This is a genomic window from Propionicimonas sp. T2.31MG-18, assembly GCF_964266745.1.
GTDB lineage: Bacteria > Actinomycetota > Actinomycetes > Propionibacteriales > Propionibacteriaceae > Propionicimonas.
Genome location: NZ_CAXWGX010000001.1, coordinates 353,732 through 368,509 on the forward strand (window position 1 = coordinate 353,732; position 14,778 = coordinate 368,509).

At 72.4% G+C, this 14,778-nt stretch carries 14 protein-coding genes; 7 read left to right on the forward strand and 7 right to left on the reverse strand.

Annotated features, from left to right (window positions below):
- Positions 1-27 precede the first annotated feature (27 nt).
- The gene (locus tag ACFQQJ_RS01500) at positions 28-309 is read left to right on the forward strand and encodes an acylphosphatase (RefSeq protein ID WP_377103348.1); all 282 of its coding nucleotides are present in this window, start codon (positions 28-30) and stop codon (positions 307-309) included.
- Here ACFQQJ_RS01500 and ACFQQJ_RS01505 read toward each other — a convergent pair.
- Genes ACFQQJ_RS01505 through ACFQQJ_RS01515 form a run of 3 tightly spaced genes read right to left on the reverse strand, consistent with a single transcriptional unit; the run spans position 306 to position 1,339 of the window.
- Positions 306-500: a hypothetical protein gene (locus ACFQQJ_RS01505; protein ID WP_377103350.1), complete on the reverse strand. Its 195-nt coding sequence runs from the start codon at positions 498-500 to the stop codon at positions 306-308. The two genes, ACFQQJ_RS01500 and ACFQQJ_RS01505, sit on opposite strands and share 4 nt — an antisense overlap.
- A gap of 3 nt (positions 501-503) precedes the next feature.
- Positions 504-668: a hypothetical protein gene (locus ACFQQJ_RS01510; RefSeq protein ID WP_377103352.1), complete on the reverse strand. Its 165-nt coding sequence runs from the start codon at positions 666-668 to the stop codon at positions 504-506.
- A complete protein-coding gene (locus ACFQQJ_RS01515; protein WP_377103354.1) occupies positions 668-1,339 on the reverse strand; it encodes a class E sortase in 672 nt (223 codons plus the stop codon). Before ACFQQJ_RS01515 ends, ACFQQJ_RS01510 begins: the two co-directional genes overlap by 1 nt.
- Positions 1,340-1,487: 148 nt before the next feature.
- On the opposite strand from ACFQQJ_RS01515, the gene ACFQQJ_RS01520 reads away from it, so the two are divergent.
- The 4 genes from ACFQQJ_RS01520 (at position 1,488) to ACFQQJ_RS01535 (ending at position 7,012) form a co-directional block, all read left to right on the forward strand.
- Positions 1,488-2,228, forward strand: a complete 741-nt coding sequence (locus tag ACFQQJ_RS01520; protein ID WP_377103356.1) for a response regulator transcription factor — start codon at positions 1,488-1,490, stop codon at positions 2,226-2,228.
- On the forward strand, positions 2,225-3,688 hold the full coding sequence (locus ACFQQJ_RS01525; protein ID WP_377103358.1) for an ATP-binding protein: 1,464 nt from the start codon (positions 2,225-2,227) through the stop codon (positions 3,686-3,688). The genes ACFQQJ_RS01520 and ACFQQJ_RS01525 overlap by 4 nt, the downstream gene beginning before the upstream one ends.
- 74 nt (positions 3,689-3,762) lie before the next feature.
- The gene (locus ACFQQJ_RS01530) at positions 3,763-5,763 is read left to right on the forward strand and encodes an ArnT family glycosyltransferase (RefSeq protein WP_377103360.1); all 2,001 of its coding nucleotides are present in this window, start codon (positions 3,763-3,765) and stop codon (positions 5,761-5,763) included.
- A gap of 13 nt (positions 5,764-5,776) precedes the next feature.
- Positions 5,777-7,012: a glycosyltransferase gene (locus ACFQQJ_RS01535; RefSeq protein ID WP_377103362.1), complete on the forward strand. Its 1,236-nt coding sequence runs from the start codon at positions 5,777-5,779 to the stop codon at positions 7,010-7,012.
- Here the strand turns inward: ACFQQJ_RS01535 and ACFQQJ_RS01540 are convergent.
- Positions 6,993-7,259 (reverse strand): hypothetical protein, encoded by a 267-nt coding sequence (locus ACFQQJ_RS01540; protein WP_377103364.1) that lies wholly within the window; start codon positions 7,257-7,259, stop codon positions 6,993-6,995. The genes ACFQQJ_RS01535 and ACFQQJ_RS01540 overlap by 20 nt on opposite strands.
- Positions 7,260-7,344: 85 nt before the next feature.
- On the opposite strand from ACFQQJ_RS01540, the gene ACFQQJ_RS01545 reads away from it, so the two are divergent.
- Positions 7,345-8,343 (forward strand): GlxA family transcriptional regulator, encoded by a 999-nt coding sequence (locus tag ACFQQJ_RS01545; protein WP_377103366.1) that lies wholly within the window; start codon positions 7,345-7,347, stop codon positions 8,341-8,343.
- Positions 8,310-9,011, forward strand: coding sequence for a deoxyribose-phosphate aldolase (gene deoC, locus ACFQQJ_RS01550; RefSeq protein WP_377103368.1), 702 nt, complete (start codon positions 8,310-8,312; stop codon positions 9,009-9,011). The genes ACFQQJ_RS01545 and deoC overlap by 34 nt, the downstream gene beginning before the upstream one ends.
- 16 nt (positions 9,012-9,027) lie before the next feature.
- On the opposite strand, the gene ACFQQJ_RS01555 is transcribed toward deoC, so the two are convergent.
- The 3 genes from ACFQQJ_RS01555 to ACFQQJ_RS01565 all read right to left on the reverse strand — a co-directional run bounded on the left by ACFQQJ_RS01555 (position 9,028) and on the right by ACFQQJ_RS01565 (position 14,696).
- Positions 9,028-9,921 (reverse strand): glycine betaine ABC transporter substrate-binding protein, encoded by an 894-nt coding sequence (locus ACFQQJ_RS01555; RefSeq protein WP_377103370.1) that lies wholly within the window; start codon positions 9,919-9,921, stop codon positions 9,028-9,030.
- A 343-nt stretch (positions 9,922-10,264) separates the two neighbouring features.
- Positions 10,265-10,885 carry a DUF4352 domain-containing protein gene (locus ACFQQJ_RS01560; RefSeq protein WP_377103950.1) on the reverse strand — a complete coding sequence of 207 codons (621 nt, stop codon included), beginning with the start codon at positions 10,883-10,885 and terminating at the stop codon, positions 10,265-10,267.
- A gap of 19 nt (positions 10,886-10,904) precedes the next feature.
- Positions 10,905-14,696, reverse strand: coding sequence for a PKD domain-containing protein (locus ACFQQJ_RS01565; protein WP_377103372.1), 3,792 nt, complete (start codon positions 14,694-14,696; stop codon positions 10,905-10,907).
- Between the last annotated feature and the right edge of the window lie 82 nt (positions 14,697-14,778).

The window sequence follows — 14,778 nt, forward strand, 5'->3', positions numbered from 1 at the left end:
CCGCTCACGAACGGGTTGAATGGGCCTGTGCTCGCCGTCGTGATCACCGTCCGCGGACGGGTCCAGGGTGTGGGCTTCCGCTGGTGGGCGTCCAGCGAGGCCCGCTATCTCGGGCTGTCCGGGTACGCGCAGAACCTCGACGACGGCTCGGTCGAGATCCGCGCCCAGGGCGAGGACGAGGCGGTCGGCCGGATGATCCGGCTCGTCGTCGAGAACCCGTCCACGACCGCCCGGCCGGGGTGGGTGGACGACTACGACATCGCGTGGGTGGACGTCGTGCCCGGGGCCCGGGCCTTCGGCTACCGCTAGCCGAGGACCCGCTGGACCAGGGCCCCGCCGGCCACCACCACCAGGGGCAGCGAGACCAGCCCGAGCAGCACGACGTTCAGCCAGAGGTTGTCGCGCAGCACGGCGATGAACTCCCGGATGACCGCAGGCCGAGCCCGAGGCCCAGCACCCGGGACAATCCCGAGCAGTTCGCTGGCGAACGCCGTCGTCACGGGCTACTCGCCCACGGTGGTGTCGTTGAAGGGCATGTACGGCGCGACCAGCGGGAAGACCCAGGTGAACAGGACGGCCACCACGGCGAGCAGCAGGATCGCCGCCTCCACCACCTTCAGCGCCCGCGGCCCCGGCAGGAGCCGCCACAGCAGCCCGTAGAACGACATCAGCCCGCCACCTCCCAGACGTCGGCGGGCACGCCCTGGGCGTGCGGGTACGACGCGCCCAGCTCCGCGTGCACCACGAAGCGCTCGCGGGCGCTGAACTCGGGATGACAGCTCGTCATGGTCAAGACGGCGGCCTCGGGCTCCGCGTCCGGCTCGTCGGGCACCGGCAGCAGCACCGACACCTGGGTGGGTGGCACGATCTGGTGCCCGCTCACCCGGTACACGAACCAGGTGTCCCCGGTCTCGACCAGCACGACGTCGCCCTTCTTCAGTTCGGCGATCCGGTTGAACGGCTTGCCGTAGGTGGTGCGGTGGCCGGCCATCGCAAAGTTGCCCACCTCGCCGGGCAGCGCGGTGCCGGTGTAGTGGCCGATGCCCCGCGCCAGGACGTCGCTGGTCGTGCCCTCGTAGAGCGGACGCGCGAACTTCTCTCCGAACCGGGGGATGCGGACGATCGCGAACGCGTCGCCGGGCATCGCCTTGTCGGGGTGCACCCATGCCGAGGACGGGTCGTCGAACTCCTGCTGCATCGTCGCGACGACCTGTGCGGAGTCCGCGTCGGAGACCACGTCGGTCCACCACAGCTGCCAGCCGACGAACAGCAGCAGCACAACGCCGAGCGTGACCAGCGCCTCGCCGAGCAGGCCGGCGACACCGCGGACGATCCGCATGCCACCTCCTGCCGCCAGCCGGCCGGGCGCCGGGCGCCGCCAAGGCTACTCCGGGCCGCGCAGCGGGGCCGTCCGGTTGGTGACGGCTCATAGCATCCACACAGGAAACTGCCAGCGGACGCCCACCCGGCACTGAGAAAGTGGAGCCATGGCCATCACTGCACGAAGCGGAGCCGAAGCGCTCACCCGACCTGACGGCACCCCGATCCGGGTGCTCACCGTGGACGACGAGTCGAGCCTCACCGAGCTGTTGAGCATGGCCCTGCGCTACGAGGGCTGGGAGGTCACCACCGCCGCGTCCGGCCTGGCCGCGGTGAAGGCCGCCCGCGAGGTGCGTCCCGACGCGATCGTGCTCGACATGATGCTGCCCGACTTCGACGGCCTCGAGGTGATGCGCCGCGTCCGCGCGGAGCAGCCCGACGTCCCGGTCATCTTCCTCACGGCCAAGGACGCCCTCGACGACCGCATCGGCGGGCTCACCGCCGGCGGGGACGACTACGTCACCAAGCCGTTCAGCCTCGAGGAGCTGGTCGCGCGGCTGCGGGCCCTGCTGCGGCGCTCCGGCGCGACCACCCTGCGCAACGAGTCGCAGCTCGTGGTCGGCGACCTCATCCTCGACGAGGACAGCCACGAGGTGACTCGGGGCGGGGAGGTCATCAGCCTCACCGCCACCGAGTTCGAGCTGCTGCGCTACCTGATGCGCAACCCCCGGCGGGTGCTGAGCAAGGCGCAGATCCTCGACCGGGTCTGGAACTACGACTTCGGCGGCCAGGCCAACGTGGTCGAGCTGTACATCAGCTACCTGCGCAAGAAGATCGACGCGGGCCGTGCCCCGATGATCCACACGATGCGGGGGGCCGGCTACGTGCTCAAGCCGGCCAGCGAATGACCCAGCCCGTCCTGCCGCCCACCCCGCCCCCGCCGGCGGCGATGGGGAAGGGGACGCTCAGCAGGCAGCTGGTGCTGCGCACGACAGCCCTGGTGGCGCTGGTGACCGTCGCGCTCAGCATGTTCACCGCCCTGGCGAGCTTCCAGATCCTGCAGAACCAGCTGGACGGGCAGCTCCGTTCGGCGATCGACCGCCTCCCGTGGCGAAGCCCGTCCGGCGACGGGGACGACCCGGCCGGGCGTGGCGACCCGGGCGGCACCGGCCTGATCCGCGTCGACTCGGCCACCGTGGACGGCCAGGTGCTGTACCGGGTGACCCGGCCGGACGGGGTGAGCAGGGACGCCGCCATCGCGCTGTACAACGCCATGCTCACCCGGACGACCGGCGGTGCGGCCAACATGCACGTCGAGGGCGCGGGACCGTACCGCGTCATGGTCCAGACGCGGATGGACATCACCACCCTGGTCGCGCTGCCGTACTCGCAGGTGACGGCGCCCATGACCAGCCAGCTGATCATGGCCGGGCTGCTCACCCTCGGCGCGATCCTGCTCTCCTACGTCGGTGCCCGCCGCGTCGTGGAACGCAGCCTGCGTCCGCTCACCCGCCTCGCGGCGACGGCCACCCAGGTGTCGACCCTGCCGCTGGCCAGCGGCGAGGGCCACGTGCCGATCCGGGTCGCCCCCGCCGACGCCAACCCCGCTTCCGAGGTCGGACGGGTCGGCCTGGCGTTCAACCACATGCTCGACAACGTGGAGTCCGCGCTCGCCGCGCGGCACCGCAGCGAGACCAAGGTGCGGCAGTTCGTCGCCGACGCCTCCCACGAGCTGCGCAACCCCCTGGCCTCCATCCGCGGCTACGCAGAACTCACCCGCCGCGGGTCCGACGAGCTGCCCGACGACACCGCGCACGCGCTCGGCCGGATCGAGGCCGAGTCGGAGCGGATGACCGCGCTCGTGCAGGACCTCCTGCTGCTCGCCCGGCTGGACTCCGAGCCGACGCTGGAGCTCCGGCCCACCGACGTCACGGAGATCGTGCTGAACGCGGTCAGCGACGCGCGGGCCGCCAGCTCCGACCACACGTGGTCGCTCGACCTGCCCGAGGACGTGGTCACGGCACGGGCCGACCCGCACCGCCTGCACCAGGTGGTCACCAACCTCCTGGCCAACGCGCGGACGCACACGCCGCCCGGCACGAGCGTGGAGGCGTCGCTGCGCGCGGCCGACGGGTGGGCCGTGATCTCGGTCAGCGACAACGGCCCCGGTGTCCCGCCGGAGATCCAGGACTCGGTGTTCGAGCGCTTCACCCGCGCCGACGTCAGCCGCGTCCGTCGCGCCGGGGGTTCGTCGACCGGGCTCGGCCTGGCCATCGTGGCCGCCGTGGTGAACGCCCACGGCGGCGACGTGACCCTCGACAGCCGCCCCGGGCGGACCACCTTCACGATCCGCGTCCCCCTGGCCTGACTCGGCCGCCCGTTCACCGGGGGCTCACAGCGGGCGGCGAGGACGCGCTCAGCACGCGGCCGTTCCATGGGTGCATGACCCTGACCGAGACCCCGGCACCGGCCTCTGCCGCCGCAGAGGACGCGCCAGCGCCCCGCTACTACGCCTACGTCGACGACCGTCCCGACCTGATCGCCCGGGCCGGCGTGATCGCCCTCCTCGCCGGGACCGCCGTCCTCTACCTGTGGGGGCTGTCCGCCTCCGGCTACGCGAACGCGTTCTACTCCGCCGCGGCGCAGGCGGGCTCCACCAACCTCGAGGCCTGGTTCTTCGGTTCGCTCGACGGCGGCAACAGCATCACCGTGGACAAGCCCCCCGCGGCGATCTGGCTGATGGCGCTCTCGGTCCGGCTGTTCGGCCTGAGCTCGTGGAGCATCCTCGTGCCCGAGGCACTGCTCGGCGTGGCGAGCGTGGGGGTCCTGTACGCGACGCTCCGGCGCACGCTGCTGGCCCAGCGCGGATCGCCGGGCGCCACGCACCCGCTCACCCCGCGCACCGCGCACTGGGCCGCGCTGGCCGGCGCAGCGGTCTTCGCGCTCACCCCGGTGGCGACGCTGATGTTCCGCTTCAACAACCCCGACGCGCTGCTCGTCTTCTCCCTGGTGCTGGCGGCCTACTTCACCGTCCGCGCCGCGGAGAACGCGTCCCGCGGGTGGCTGGCCCTGGCCGGGGTCGCGGTCGGGCTCGGCTTCCTGACCAAGATGCTCCAGGCGTTCCTCGTCCTGCCTGCCCTCGTCGTCGCGTACGCGGTCGCAGCCCCCGCGCCGTGGCGCAAGCGCATCGTCGACCTGCTGGTCGCGTTCGCGGCCATGGTCGTGTCCTTCGGCTGGTACGTGGCCGTCGTCGAGCTCACCCCGGCGAGCATGCGTCCCTACATCGGCGGTTCGCAGGGCAACTCGCTGCTCGAGCTGATCGTCAGCTACAACGGCCTCGGCCGGATCACCGGGGAGGAGGTCGGTTCGGTCGGCGGCGGGCGGTGGGGCTCCACCGGCCTGACGCGCCTTTTCGAGGGCGTCTCCGGCGGCATGGTGTCCTGGCTCATCCCGGCAGCGCTCGTGCTGGGCCTGTCCGCCCTCGGCGTCGCTGTCGCCGGGCTTCGCGGCACCCCGGCTCGCGGCGGGGACGAACGCCGGACGCCTCCGCGCGCTCTGGCGACCGGGGCCGTGATCTGGGTCGGCTGGCTCGTCGTCACCGGCCTGGTGTTCAGCCTCATGGCCGGGATCTACCACGACTACTACACCGTCGCCCTCGCCCCGGCGATCGGCGGGGCGGTCGCCCTCGGCGGTGCCGTCCTGTGGGCCCGCCGCGGGCGACTCGTCCCGCGCCTTGTCCTGGCGGCGACCACCGCGGGCACCGGCGCCTGGGCCCTCGTCCTGCTCCAGCAGGCGGGCGGCTGGTACTCCGTCCTGGGCTGGGTCGTGCTCGCCCTCTCCGTCCTCGCCGCCGCAGGCCTCGCCGTCGCCGATCGGGTACCCCGCGTGGTCGCGTCCCTTGCCGTGGGCACGGCCGTCATCGCCGCGCTGGCAGGGCCGTACGCCTACTCGGTGAACACTGCGGCCACCGCGCACACCGGCTCGATCGTGACCGCGGGGCCGGTCTCCGGCTTCGGCAGCGGACGGGGCGGACCGGACGGCGGGCGCCCGACGGGGCGGGCCCCCGACCGCGGCACGGGCGGGCTGTTGAACGGGGCCTCCGCCTCGTCGGAGCTGGTGGCGCTGCTCCAGGCCGACGGGTCGTCCTACACGTGGGTGGCCGCCACCGTGGGCTCGCAGAACGCGGCGAGCTACCAGCTCGCCACCGGCCTGCCGGTGATGGCGATCGGCGGCTTCAACGGCTCCGACCCGTCCCCGACGCTGGCGCAGTTCCAGGCGGACGTCGCGCAGGGCCGCGTCCACTACTTCATCGCCGGCGACACCGGCGGTCGCCGGAACGGCGGCTCCGACTCCTCCGGCGAGATCGCCGACTGGGTCGCGCAGCACTACACCGCCAGCACCGTCGCGGGCACCACCGTGTACGACCTGACCACGGCGGCGTGAGGGGAGCGCAGCGATGACCACACTGCCCCTCCGCAGCGGCCGGCGGAGCGCCGCCACCGGCACGGCCCGGCTCGACGTCGTCGTCCCGGTGTACAACGAGGAGGACGAGCTGTCGGCCTCGGTGCTGCGGCTCGACGCCTACCTGGCCGCGAACCTGCCCTACGCCTACCGGATCGTGATCGCGGACAACGCGTCCACCGATGCCACCTGGGCCATCGCGCAGCGTCTGGCCGCCCGGCATCGCACGGTGTGGGCGACGCACCTCGACGCCAAGGGACGGGGACGCGCGCTGCGCCAGGCCTGGCTCGCCTCGGACGCCGACGTCGTGGCCTACACCGACGTCGACCTCTCGACCGGCCTGGACGCCCTCCTGCCCCTGGTGGCACCGCTGCTGTCCGGGCATTCCGACGTCTCGATCGGCACCCGGCTGGCCCGGGGCGCACGGGTCGTCCGCGGCCCGCGGCGGGAGTTCATCTCGCGCACCTACAACCTGATCCTGCGCACGGTGCTCGGCGCGTCCTTCACCGACGCCCAGTGCGGCTTCAAGGCGATGCGCACGGACGTCGCCCGTCGGCTGCTGCCCCTGGTGGAGGACGACAACTGGTTCTTCGACACCGAGCTGCTCGTGCTCGCCGAGCGCGCCGGCCTGCGGATCCACGAGGTGCCGGTGGACTGGGTGGACGACCCCGGCACCACCGTCGACGTCGTTGCGACGGCCGTCGAGGACCTGCGCGGCGTCTGGCGGCTCGCCCACGGCCTCGCCACCCGGCGGATCCCGGTGGCCGGGCTCGCCGCGCAGCTGCGGCGTCCCGACCTGCCGGCAGCACTGCCGGGCGTCCCGTCCGGGCTGCCGGGCCAGCTCCTGCGGTTCGGCGCCGTCGGCCTGGCCAGCACGGCGGCCTTCTTCGTGCTCTACCTGCTGCTGCGTCCGCTCGGCGCCCAGCCGGCCAACCTGGTGGCCCTGCTGCTCACCGCGGTCGCGAACACCGCGGCGAACCGGCGGCTGACCTTCGGAGTCAGCGGACGGGCCGGGGCGCTGCGCCACCATCTCGGCGGCCTGGCGGCGTTCGTCGCCGCGCTGGGCCTGACGAGCGGTGCGCTGTGGGTCCTCGCCGCCGCCTGGCCGGCGGCCGGGCGGTGGGTGGAGGTCGCCGTCCTCGTGCTGGCCAACGCCGTCGCGACACTGGGGCGCTTCCTCGTCCTGCGTCTGCTGATGAACCGGCCGGAGGTCACGCCGCCGTCCGGGTGAGGCGCGGGTCGGTGAGGCGGGGGTCGAGCATCGGACGCCGGCCGGTGAGCCGCAGGACGTCGCCGGGCTCCCGCGGGAGCTCGTCCCGTTGCGATGCGGCCAGGAGGTCGTCGTGGAGGCGGGCGGCGTCCCGGTCGTGCCGGGCGTCCCTGCCGGGCACCCAGCGGTTCGCCGACCGCCGGTGCGTCAGTTCCAGCGCCGCAAGCAGCAGCGCCACCATTGCGAGGAGGATCATCGTTCCGGTCATGGCAGAAATCCTTCCTCCAATGGATCCCTGCCACCAGTGGCTGGAAAGCCATTGCTCAAAAGATTTCTGCCAGTATGATCGGAGCATGGCACTGCACCAGGTGAGCATGATCGTGCTCGAGCCCGTGGGCGTCTTCGAGTTCGGCGTCGCGGTCGAGGTGTTCGGCGTCGACCGGACCGATGAGGGCATCGAGCCGTTCGACTTCCGGGTCTGTGGCCTCGAGCCCGGGCGCCCGCTGGCCACCAGGAACGCGGGCGGCTTCACCATCACCCCCCACCTGAGCCTGGACGCGGTCGCCGGGAGCGATCTGGTGATCGTGGCGGCCACCCAGCCGCGCCCGGACGACGAGTACCCGGAGGAGGCGCTGGAGGCGCTGCGCCGGGCGGTGGCCGACGGTGCCACCGTCCTCAGCCTGTGCTCGGGGTCGTTCGTGCTGGGGGCTGCGGGGCTGCTCGACGGACGCCGGTGCACCACCCACTGGATCTACGCCGACCAGATGCAGCGGCGCTTCCCGGACGCCGAGGTCGACGCCCGCGTGCTGTTCGTCGAGGACGGACCGATCGTCACCAGCGCGGGCACGGCCGCCGGCGTGGACGCCAGCCTGCACCTGGTGCGCCGCGAGCTCGGCGCGGCCGTGGCCACGCGCATCGCGCGCCGGATGGTCGTCCCCCCGCAACGCGACGGCGGCCAGCAGCAGTTCGTGGAGAACCCCATCCCGGCCTGCACCGCGGACAGCCTGGCGCCGCTGCTGGGCTGGGCCGCCGAACGGCTCGAGGAGGACCACAGCGTGGCGAGCCTGGCCGAGCGCGCGCTGATGAGCGAGCGCACCTTCGCGCGGCGCTTCCAGTCCGAGACCGGGACCACGCCGCACAAGTGGCTCACGCAGCAACGCGTCCTCGCCGCCCGCGCGCTGCTCGAGGCCACCGACCTCGCGGTCGAGCAGATCGCCGACCGGGTGGGCTTCAACTCCGCCGTCGTGCTGCGCGACCACTTCCGCCGGGCCACCGGCCTGTCGCCCCAGGCCTACCGGCGCCGGTTCGGGAATGTCGCGTGCGACCCGCCTGCGGTAGCGTCGACAGCGTGACCATCACCCGTTCCGAACTGGCCCACCTCGTGGACCACACCCTGCTCTCCCCGACCGCCACGGATGCCGACGTCGCAGCCCTGGCCGCCGAGGCCGTCCGTCTGGGCACCTACTCCATCTGCGTCTCCCCGGCGATGCTGCCGGTCACCGCCGAGCTCGGCGCGGTGAAGGTGGCCACCGTCTGCGGGTTCCCCTCCGGCAAGCACACCGCCTCGGTGAAGGCCGCGGAGGCGGCCGACTCCGTCGCGCGCGGCGCCGACGAGGTCGACATGGTGATCGACCTCGGCCTGGTCAAGGCGGGCAGGCTGGACGCCACGCAGGCGGAGATCGCCGCCGTGCGGGCTTCGGTGCCCGCCCCGAAGGTCCTGAAGGTCATCATCGAGTCCGCGGCGCTCACCGACGAGGAGATCGTCGCGGCCTGCCGGGCCGCCGAGGCGGCGGGAGCCGACTTCGTCAAGACCTCCACCGGCTACCACCCCGCGGGCGGGGCGTCCGCGCACGCCGTCGCGCTGATGGCACAGACCGTGGGCGGACGACTGGGAGTGAAGGCCTCCGGCGGCATCCGCGACTGGGCCACCGCCGTGGCCATGGTCGAGGCGGGAGCCACCCGCCTCGGGCTCTCCGGCACCGCAGCAGTGCTGGACGGCGGCACCAGCGAGGGCTACTGACGCATCGGCCGGGCCCTCAGCCGGCCAGGCCCTGCTCCCGCAGCCACTCGCCGGCGACCTCGCGCGGCGTGCCCCCACCGGCCACCCGTGCCTGGAGGTCGACCAGGTCGTCGGTCGTGACGGCCTGCGCGACCGCGTCCATGGCGAGGACGGTGTCCGGCTCGGCGTCGGACAAGGCGCCGGCGACGAGCACCACGCCCGGCTCGGGGGCGGAGAGCCGGTCGGGATCGACCAACGCGACCAGGCCGGAGGCACCGAGGTACTCGGTCCGCCGGAACGCGGCCGCGGCCGCCCGGCCGTCGACGAGCCGGGACGCGCGTTGCACCGGGTCCTCGACGACGTCGTAGCTGAACTGCGCCCCGTAGACCGCCGCCAGCCCCGGGACGCCGTCCGCGCGGGACCGCACGGGGCCCGGCACGGCCGCGCGCCGGCCCTTCGACCAGCCGCGCAGCCGGGTGAGGCTCGCGATCCCCGCCGTGGCCGTCTCCTCTGTCACCAGCCAGACCAGCCCGGCGTCCACGCCCGGCACGGCCAGCAGGCCCACCTCCGGCTCCAGCAGTCCGGCCAGCTCGGGCAGCAGGTCCTCCGCTGCGGGCGCCTCCCTGCCCTGGCTGAGCTCGGTCCACAGGGTGGTGCCGAAGCCGGGGAGAGCCGCCAGGTCGCCGTGGCCAAGGGACGCCTGCCAGTCCGGCCCGGCCGGTCCGGTGCCGGCCGCACGGCCCTTCGCCGCGACCGCCCCGGCCAGCAGTTCGGCCAGCAGCAGTCCCGCCGCTGAGCCGTCCGACCCGATCGCCAGCGGCGGCGCGGACGGTGTGGCCGACGCCGTCCCGCTCACCTCGGGCGGGGGGACGCGGGCGCAGCCCGCGGCGATCAGCGCGGTCGCGCCGAGCAGGAATCCTCGTCTGTCCACGCCGTCCAGTCTCACCGATGGGGAGCGGGCAGCCGGGGCGGCCACGCCGGGCGGACGGCGACGCGTCGCCCCGCGGGGGTGCGGGGTTCTGGCGTTTCGCCGATCGTCTGGCTATGATCGTAGGTGGCCGTACTTCTCGGGGGGGAACAGGCGGCCACGTCCGGAACAGCTAACCGGACAAACAGGGGGACCCACCGGCATTCCCGCAGCGAGAGCGGATGTTGCCGAAGTCCTGACTGAAGCCCGGCGACAATGTCGCCGGGCTTTTAGTTTCCCCACAGACAAAGGTCCGGGGCATCCATCGGCACCCCGGACTTCCCCCTGACGAGGGTGGATGATCGCGTCAGCTGGCGTCGCCGACGAACACCGCCGTCTTGTGCGACAGGGAATACGTCACCGACACCGTGATATTCGAGCGCGCCTTGGTGGGCACGCGGAACACATAGACACCGGTCGCCGACTTTCCCACGCCGATCGACTCGGTGAACGGACGGGAGGGGTCGTTGGTCAGACCAACGGCCATCCTGCCTTTTGAATCCATTAACGTCACGTAGGCCGAATCGACGTCCAGGTCGTTCTTCGTGTCGTTGCTGATGCGCACGGTCACGACCAGCGACGCGCCGCCGATCTCGCCCGGTCCGACCGCCTCGATCTTGCGGCTCTTGATGCTCACCAGGGTCACCTCGACGCCACCGTCGCTCTGCGCCTTGTCCAGGCGGACGGGCTTGGCCGTGCCCTGCTCCCGGGGCTCGACGGTCTGGTCGATCGACCCCGGGGTCACCTTCGAGGTGGGCGTCGCGCTGGCACTCGGACTCGCACCGGTCGGGGTGGTCGTCGCTGTCGGCGTCGCCCCACCCCCGGGAACGGGGGTCGGGCCGCCGGCTGCACCCCCGGTGCAGCCGGCCAGCATCAGCCCGACCAGCAGCGCGGTCGCCCGCGCCGCCAGCCTGTGGGGGCGGTCCATCGTCACGCTGTCCTCCGCGTCAGGCCAGCCGGGTGACCTTGAGGTTGTCGACCAGGACCACGATCGGCCCGTTGGTCACGGCGGACTGAACATACCCGACCAGGCCAACCGCACCCGAGCCCTGGAGCGCCGCCGTGGCGTCCGTCCCGCTCACCGTCCAGCTCGACGGCTCGGACTGGCCCGGCCCCCACACCTTGGCCCGGGCCGTGGTGCTGGTGCCGTTGCCGTTCACCTCGAAGGTGATGTCCAGCTTGTCACCGGCGGCGAACGTGTAGCCGGTCAGCGTCCTGGTCGTGATCACGGTCTCCGTCGTGCCGACGACCTTGGTGAGGAGCACCGAGACGGAGGCATCAGCAAGGAACCGCACCTTCACCCGGTACGACCCGTTGGAGCTCTTGCGCAGGTCGTAGTTGACGTCCGCACGGCCGCCGACCGGGACCTTGTCCAGGCCCACCTGGACGGCGCCCACCACGTTCTGCTCGGACACCGCGTTCAGGCTCGCCGTCCTTGTCGACGATGCGGCGAGCGAGATCCGGCCGACCCCGCCGGACACCGAGAAGCCGGAGCCGCTCGTCGTCCAGGAGCCACCCTTGCTCGCGCTGCCCCAGCCCGACGCGACGTCGGTGCCGAAGCCCGCGTCGGCGACGACCAGCGACGACGGGTCGACCGCGGTCACGGTCTTCGTCGCGGTGTCGCTGCCACCGAGGGAGTCGGTGACGGTCAGGGTCACCGTGTAGTCGCCCGCGGCGTCGTAGGTGTGCGTCGCAGTCGCGCCACTGCCGTGGCCGGACCCGTCGCCCCAGTTCCAGTCGTAGCTGAGCGTCGCGCCGTCGGAGGCCGTGCTCGCGCCGGCGTCCACCGAGGTGGTGAAGCCGTCGGTGCTCGCGGTGAACGAGGCCTTCGGGTTGGCGTGCGTGAGGGTGACGGTCTTGTTCGTGGTCGACGTCGCACCCATGCTGTCGGTCAGCGTCAGGACGATCGTCTTGTCCCCGGCGCTGGCGTAGGCGTGGGAAGCGGTCTTGCCGCTGCCGTGGCTCGTGCCGTCACCCCAGTCCCAGTCATAGGTGAGGGTCGCGCCGTCGAAGGCCTCGGACGCCGATGCGTCCACCGACGCGGTCAGCCCGGAGTCGGAGACCGTGAAGGACGCCGTCGGCGGCTGGTGTGCCGGAGCGACGGTGACCTGCTTGGTCGCCTGGCCGGTGAGCCCGCGGGAGTCGGTCACGGTCAGCGTCACCGTGTAGGTGCCGCCGGCGGCGTAGTCGTGGACCGCAGTGGCGCCGGTGGCCGCGGGGGTGCCGTCCCCGAAGTCCCAGCTGTAGCCGGTGATGGTCTGGCCGGACTGCGCGGTCGAGGCGCTGCCGTCGAGGGTCACGTGCAGGTCGCTCACCGTGTTGGTGAAGGACGCCGTGGGCGCGACCGCGCCCGTCGCGAGCTGGTAGTGCGACTGCACCTGGCTCGGCGTGAGCATCGTCGGGTAGGCCGCGAACTCGTCGAGGTCACCGGAGAAGTAGTCGCTGCTCGGACGGTTCGGCCAGCCGGACAGGTTGTCCCCGCCGACCCTCCAGTACCCGTCGAACTCCTGGCCCTTCATCACGTTCGCGTCGAAGGCCGCCTGCACGCCGTCGACGTAGATCGTCGTGCCGGCCCAACCGGAGGTGACCACGGCGTGGTGCCAGGCACCGTTGCGGTACGTGGCCGACGTCGTCACGACCTTCGCCGTGTTGTTCTGGAAGACGCCGAAGCTCAGTCGCCCGTCGTTCAGCATGTAGAGGTGCCGGTCGTAGTTGCTCGACGTGCTGGTCTGCGAGCTGCCCCAGCCGAAGAGCTTCCCGCCGCGGTTCGTGGTCGTCCTGAACCAGATCTCCGCGCTGAAGTCGTCGGGGCTCACCAGCTTCTGGGCTGCGCCGATGCGGCCGGAGCTCGTGCCGCTGAACGTCGAGCCGACGCCGGAGCCGATCGCGCCGGTGCCCGCCACCGTCACGCCCGTGCCCTTGAGGCCGTTGCTGATCCCGAGCACGTCGTAGGCGTAGGTCGAGTCACCGGAGGTGCCGAGCTGCCAGTACGGGGTCGCGCCGTCGGCGAGCACCCGGTTGAAGTAGGCCGACTGCGCCGTGCCCGACGCCGTCACCGAGACCGAGCTGCTCTGTGCCTGGTTGCCGTCGCTGTCCACGGCGGTCACCTGGTAGGTGTAGGTGTTGCCTGCGGTCAGCCCGGTGTCCAGGAACGTCACCGCCGGCTGGTACCAGTAGAAGGCCCTGGTGGTGCCGCTGTAGACCTGCTGGCCGTTGCGCGTGATGCGGTAGGTGAGGTCGATGTCCTCGCGGTCGTAGTTGGCCGGGATCGTGACGCGGGCCGTCCCGTCGCTCACCGAGGCCACGGACGGCACCCAGTCGGCTCCCTTGAGGAGCGGGCCGAGGGTGGCGGCTGCCGTGCCGGGACGGGCGAACCGCGCGATGCCCTGCGACCACTGGCCGTTGACGAACGGGAACTCCCCGCCGACCACGACGTAGTCACCGCTGCCGTCGATGACCCAGCCCGCCTGGCCGGAACCCGACGCGGTGCCGGTGGTCCAGTCCGGGAACCAGTTCACCAGCGCCGGGGCCGGGTACCCCTGCCAGTCGGCGTAGATGCTGCTCACCCGCGGGCTGCGCCACAGCGTGCCCTTGGTCTCGGCGGTGAAGGCCAGCGAGTTCTTCATGTTGCCGGGGTTGCCCGCCTTCTGCGGGTAGCCGCCGACCGACTCGCAGTCGTGCACGTGGCCGATCGCGTAGACCGTGCCACCGTCGGAGTAGGCGCCGTAGGTGTCGCCGTGGCAGTCCTCGATCCACTTGACCGCGCCGGTCTCCGGGTCGGCGGAGAAGGATCCCTCGAGGTTGCCGATGGTCGCGTTGGCGTAGACCCAGCCGGTGCCGTAGACGGCGTTGCCGTCGTTGGAGAGCGCGTAGATGCCGGCCTTGCCGATGTAGGGCGAGGTGTTCGAGCCGTTCTTGACGGTGTTGGTGACGTCCCACGGCAGGAGCGAGCCGTCGGACGGGCTGAGCGCGGCGAGGCCGCGCTGGGTGACGCCGTTCACGGTGGCGAAGCGACCGCCGACGATCAGCTTGCTGCCCGAGGTGTTCATCACCATCGTGTCCACCTGGAGGTCGGTGGTGGGCGCCCAGCCGAGCAGGTTGCCGCTGGTGTCGAACGCCACCAGGTTCTTGCGGGCCACGCCGTTGCCTGCGCCGATCAGGCCGCCGACGTAGACCGCGCTGTTGGTGGCGACGATCGAGTTGATGTACGACCCGCCCACGGACGGCTTGAAGGTCTCCAGAAGGTCACCGGTCGCGGTGTTGAACGCCGCGATCAGCCAGCGGGTCTTGCCGTTCACCTGCGTGAACGCTCCGCCGGCGTACAGCCGGGCGCCGTCGGGTGAGAGCGCGAGCGCCTTCACCTGGCCGTTGATGCTGGGCGCGAACGACGACAGCGCGCCGGTGGTGAGGTTGAACGACAGCAGGTTCGTGCGGGGCACCAGGTTCTGCCCGGTCGCCGCGCCGGCCGGGCGGGCGTTGCTGAAGCTGCCACCGGCGTACACGGTGTTGCCCGAGATCTTCAGGGCCCACACCACGCCGCTGTCGATCTGCGCGGTGGGCAGCGTGTTGGCGGACACCGCGTCGGGCCCGCGGCCCTGCACCGGTGCCGGATAGCCCAGCTGGGCCGCCTGCGCCGGGGCGGCTGCCCCCGCGGCGAGCGATCCCCACGCCAGGGCCCCGGCCACAGCGAGTCGCAGTGCGACCAGCCGGCGGCCCTTCCTCTTCTCGACGCCGCTCATCTGTCTCGCCCCTCACTGTGAACGCTGCGTGGAGAGGGTGCGGACGCGACAACGTCCCGGACGCCCATCGGCTCCGGGACCT

Bases quoted from the DNA above. Each gene is read 5' to 3' on its own strand.
- ACFQQJ_RS01510 (WP_377103352.1), bottom strand. From the start codon at position 668: ATGTCGTTCTACGGGCTGCTGTGGCGGCTCCTGCCGGGGCCGCGGGCG.
- ACFQQJ_RS01515 (WP_377103354.1), bottom strand. From the start codon at position 1,339: ATGCGGATCGTCCGCGGTGTCGCCGGCCTGCTCGGCGAGGCGCTGGTC.
- ACFQQJ_RS01520 (WP_377103356.1), top strand. From the start codon at position 1,488: ATGGCCATCACTGCACGAAGCGGAGCCGAAGCGCTCACCCGACCTGAC.
- ACFQQJ_RS01525 (WP_377103358.1), top strand. From the start codon at position 2,225: ATGACCCAGCCCGTCCTGCCGCCCACCCCGCCCCCGCCGGCGGCGATG.
- ACFQQJ_RS01530 (WP_377103360.1), top strand. From the start codon at position 3,763: ATGACCCTGACCGAGACCCCGGCACCGGCCTCTGCCGCCGCAGAGGAC.
- ACFQQJ_RS01535 (WP_377103362.1), top strand. From the start codon at position 5,777: ATGACCACACTGCCCCTCCGCAGCGGCCGGCGGAGCGCCGCCACCGGC.
- ACFQQJ_RS01540 (WP_377103364.1), bottom strand. From the start codon at position 7,259: ATGACCGGAACGATGATCCTCCTCGCAATGGTGGCGCTGCTGCTTGCG.
- ACFQQJ_RS01545 (WP_377103366.1), top strand. From the start codon at position 7,345: ATGGCACTGCACCAGGTGAGCATGATCGTGCTCGAGCCCGTGGGCGTC.
- ACFQQJ_RS01560 (WP_377103950.1), bottom strand. From the start codon at position 10,885: ATGGACCGCCCCCACAGGCTGGCGGCGCGGGCGACCGCGCTGCTGGTC.
- ACFQQJ_RS01565 (WP_377103372.1), bottom strand. From the start codon at position 14,696: ATGAGCGGCGTCGAGAAGAGGAAGGGCCGCCGGCTGGTCGCACTGCGA.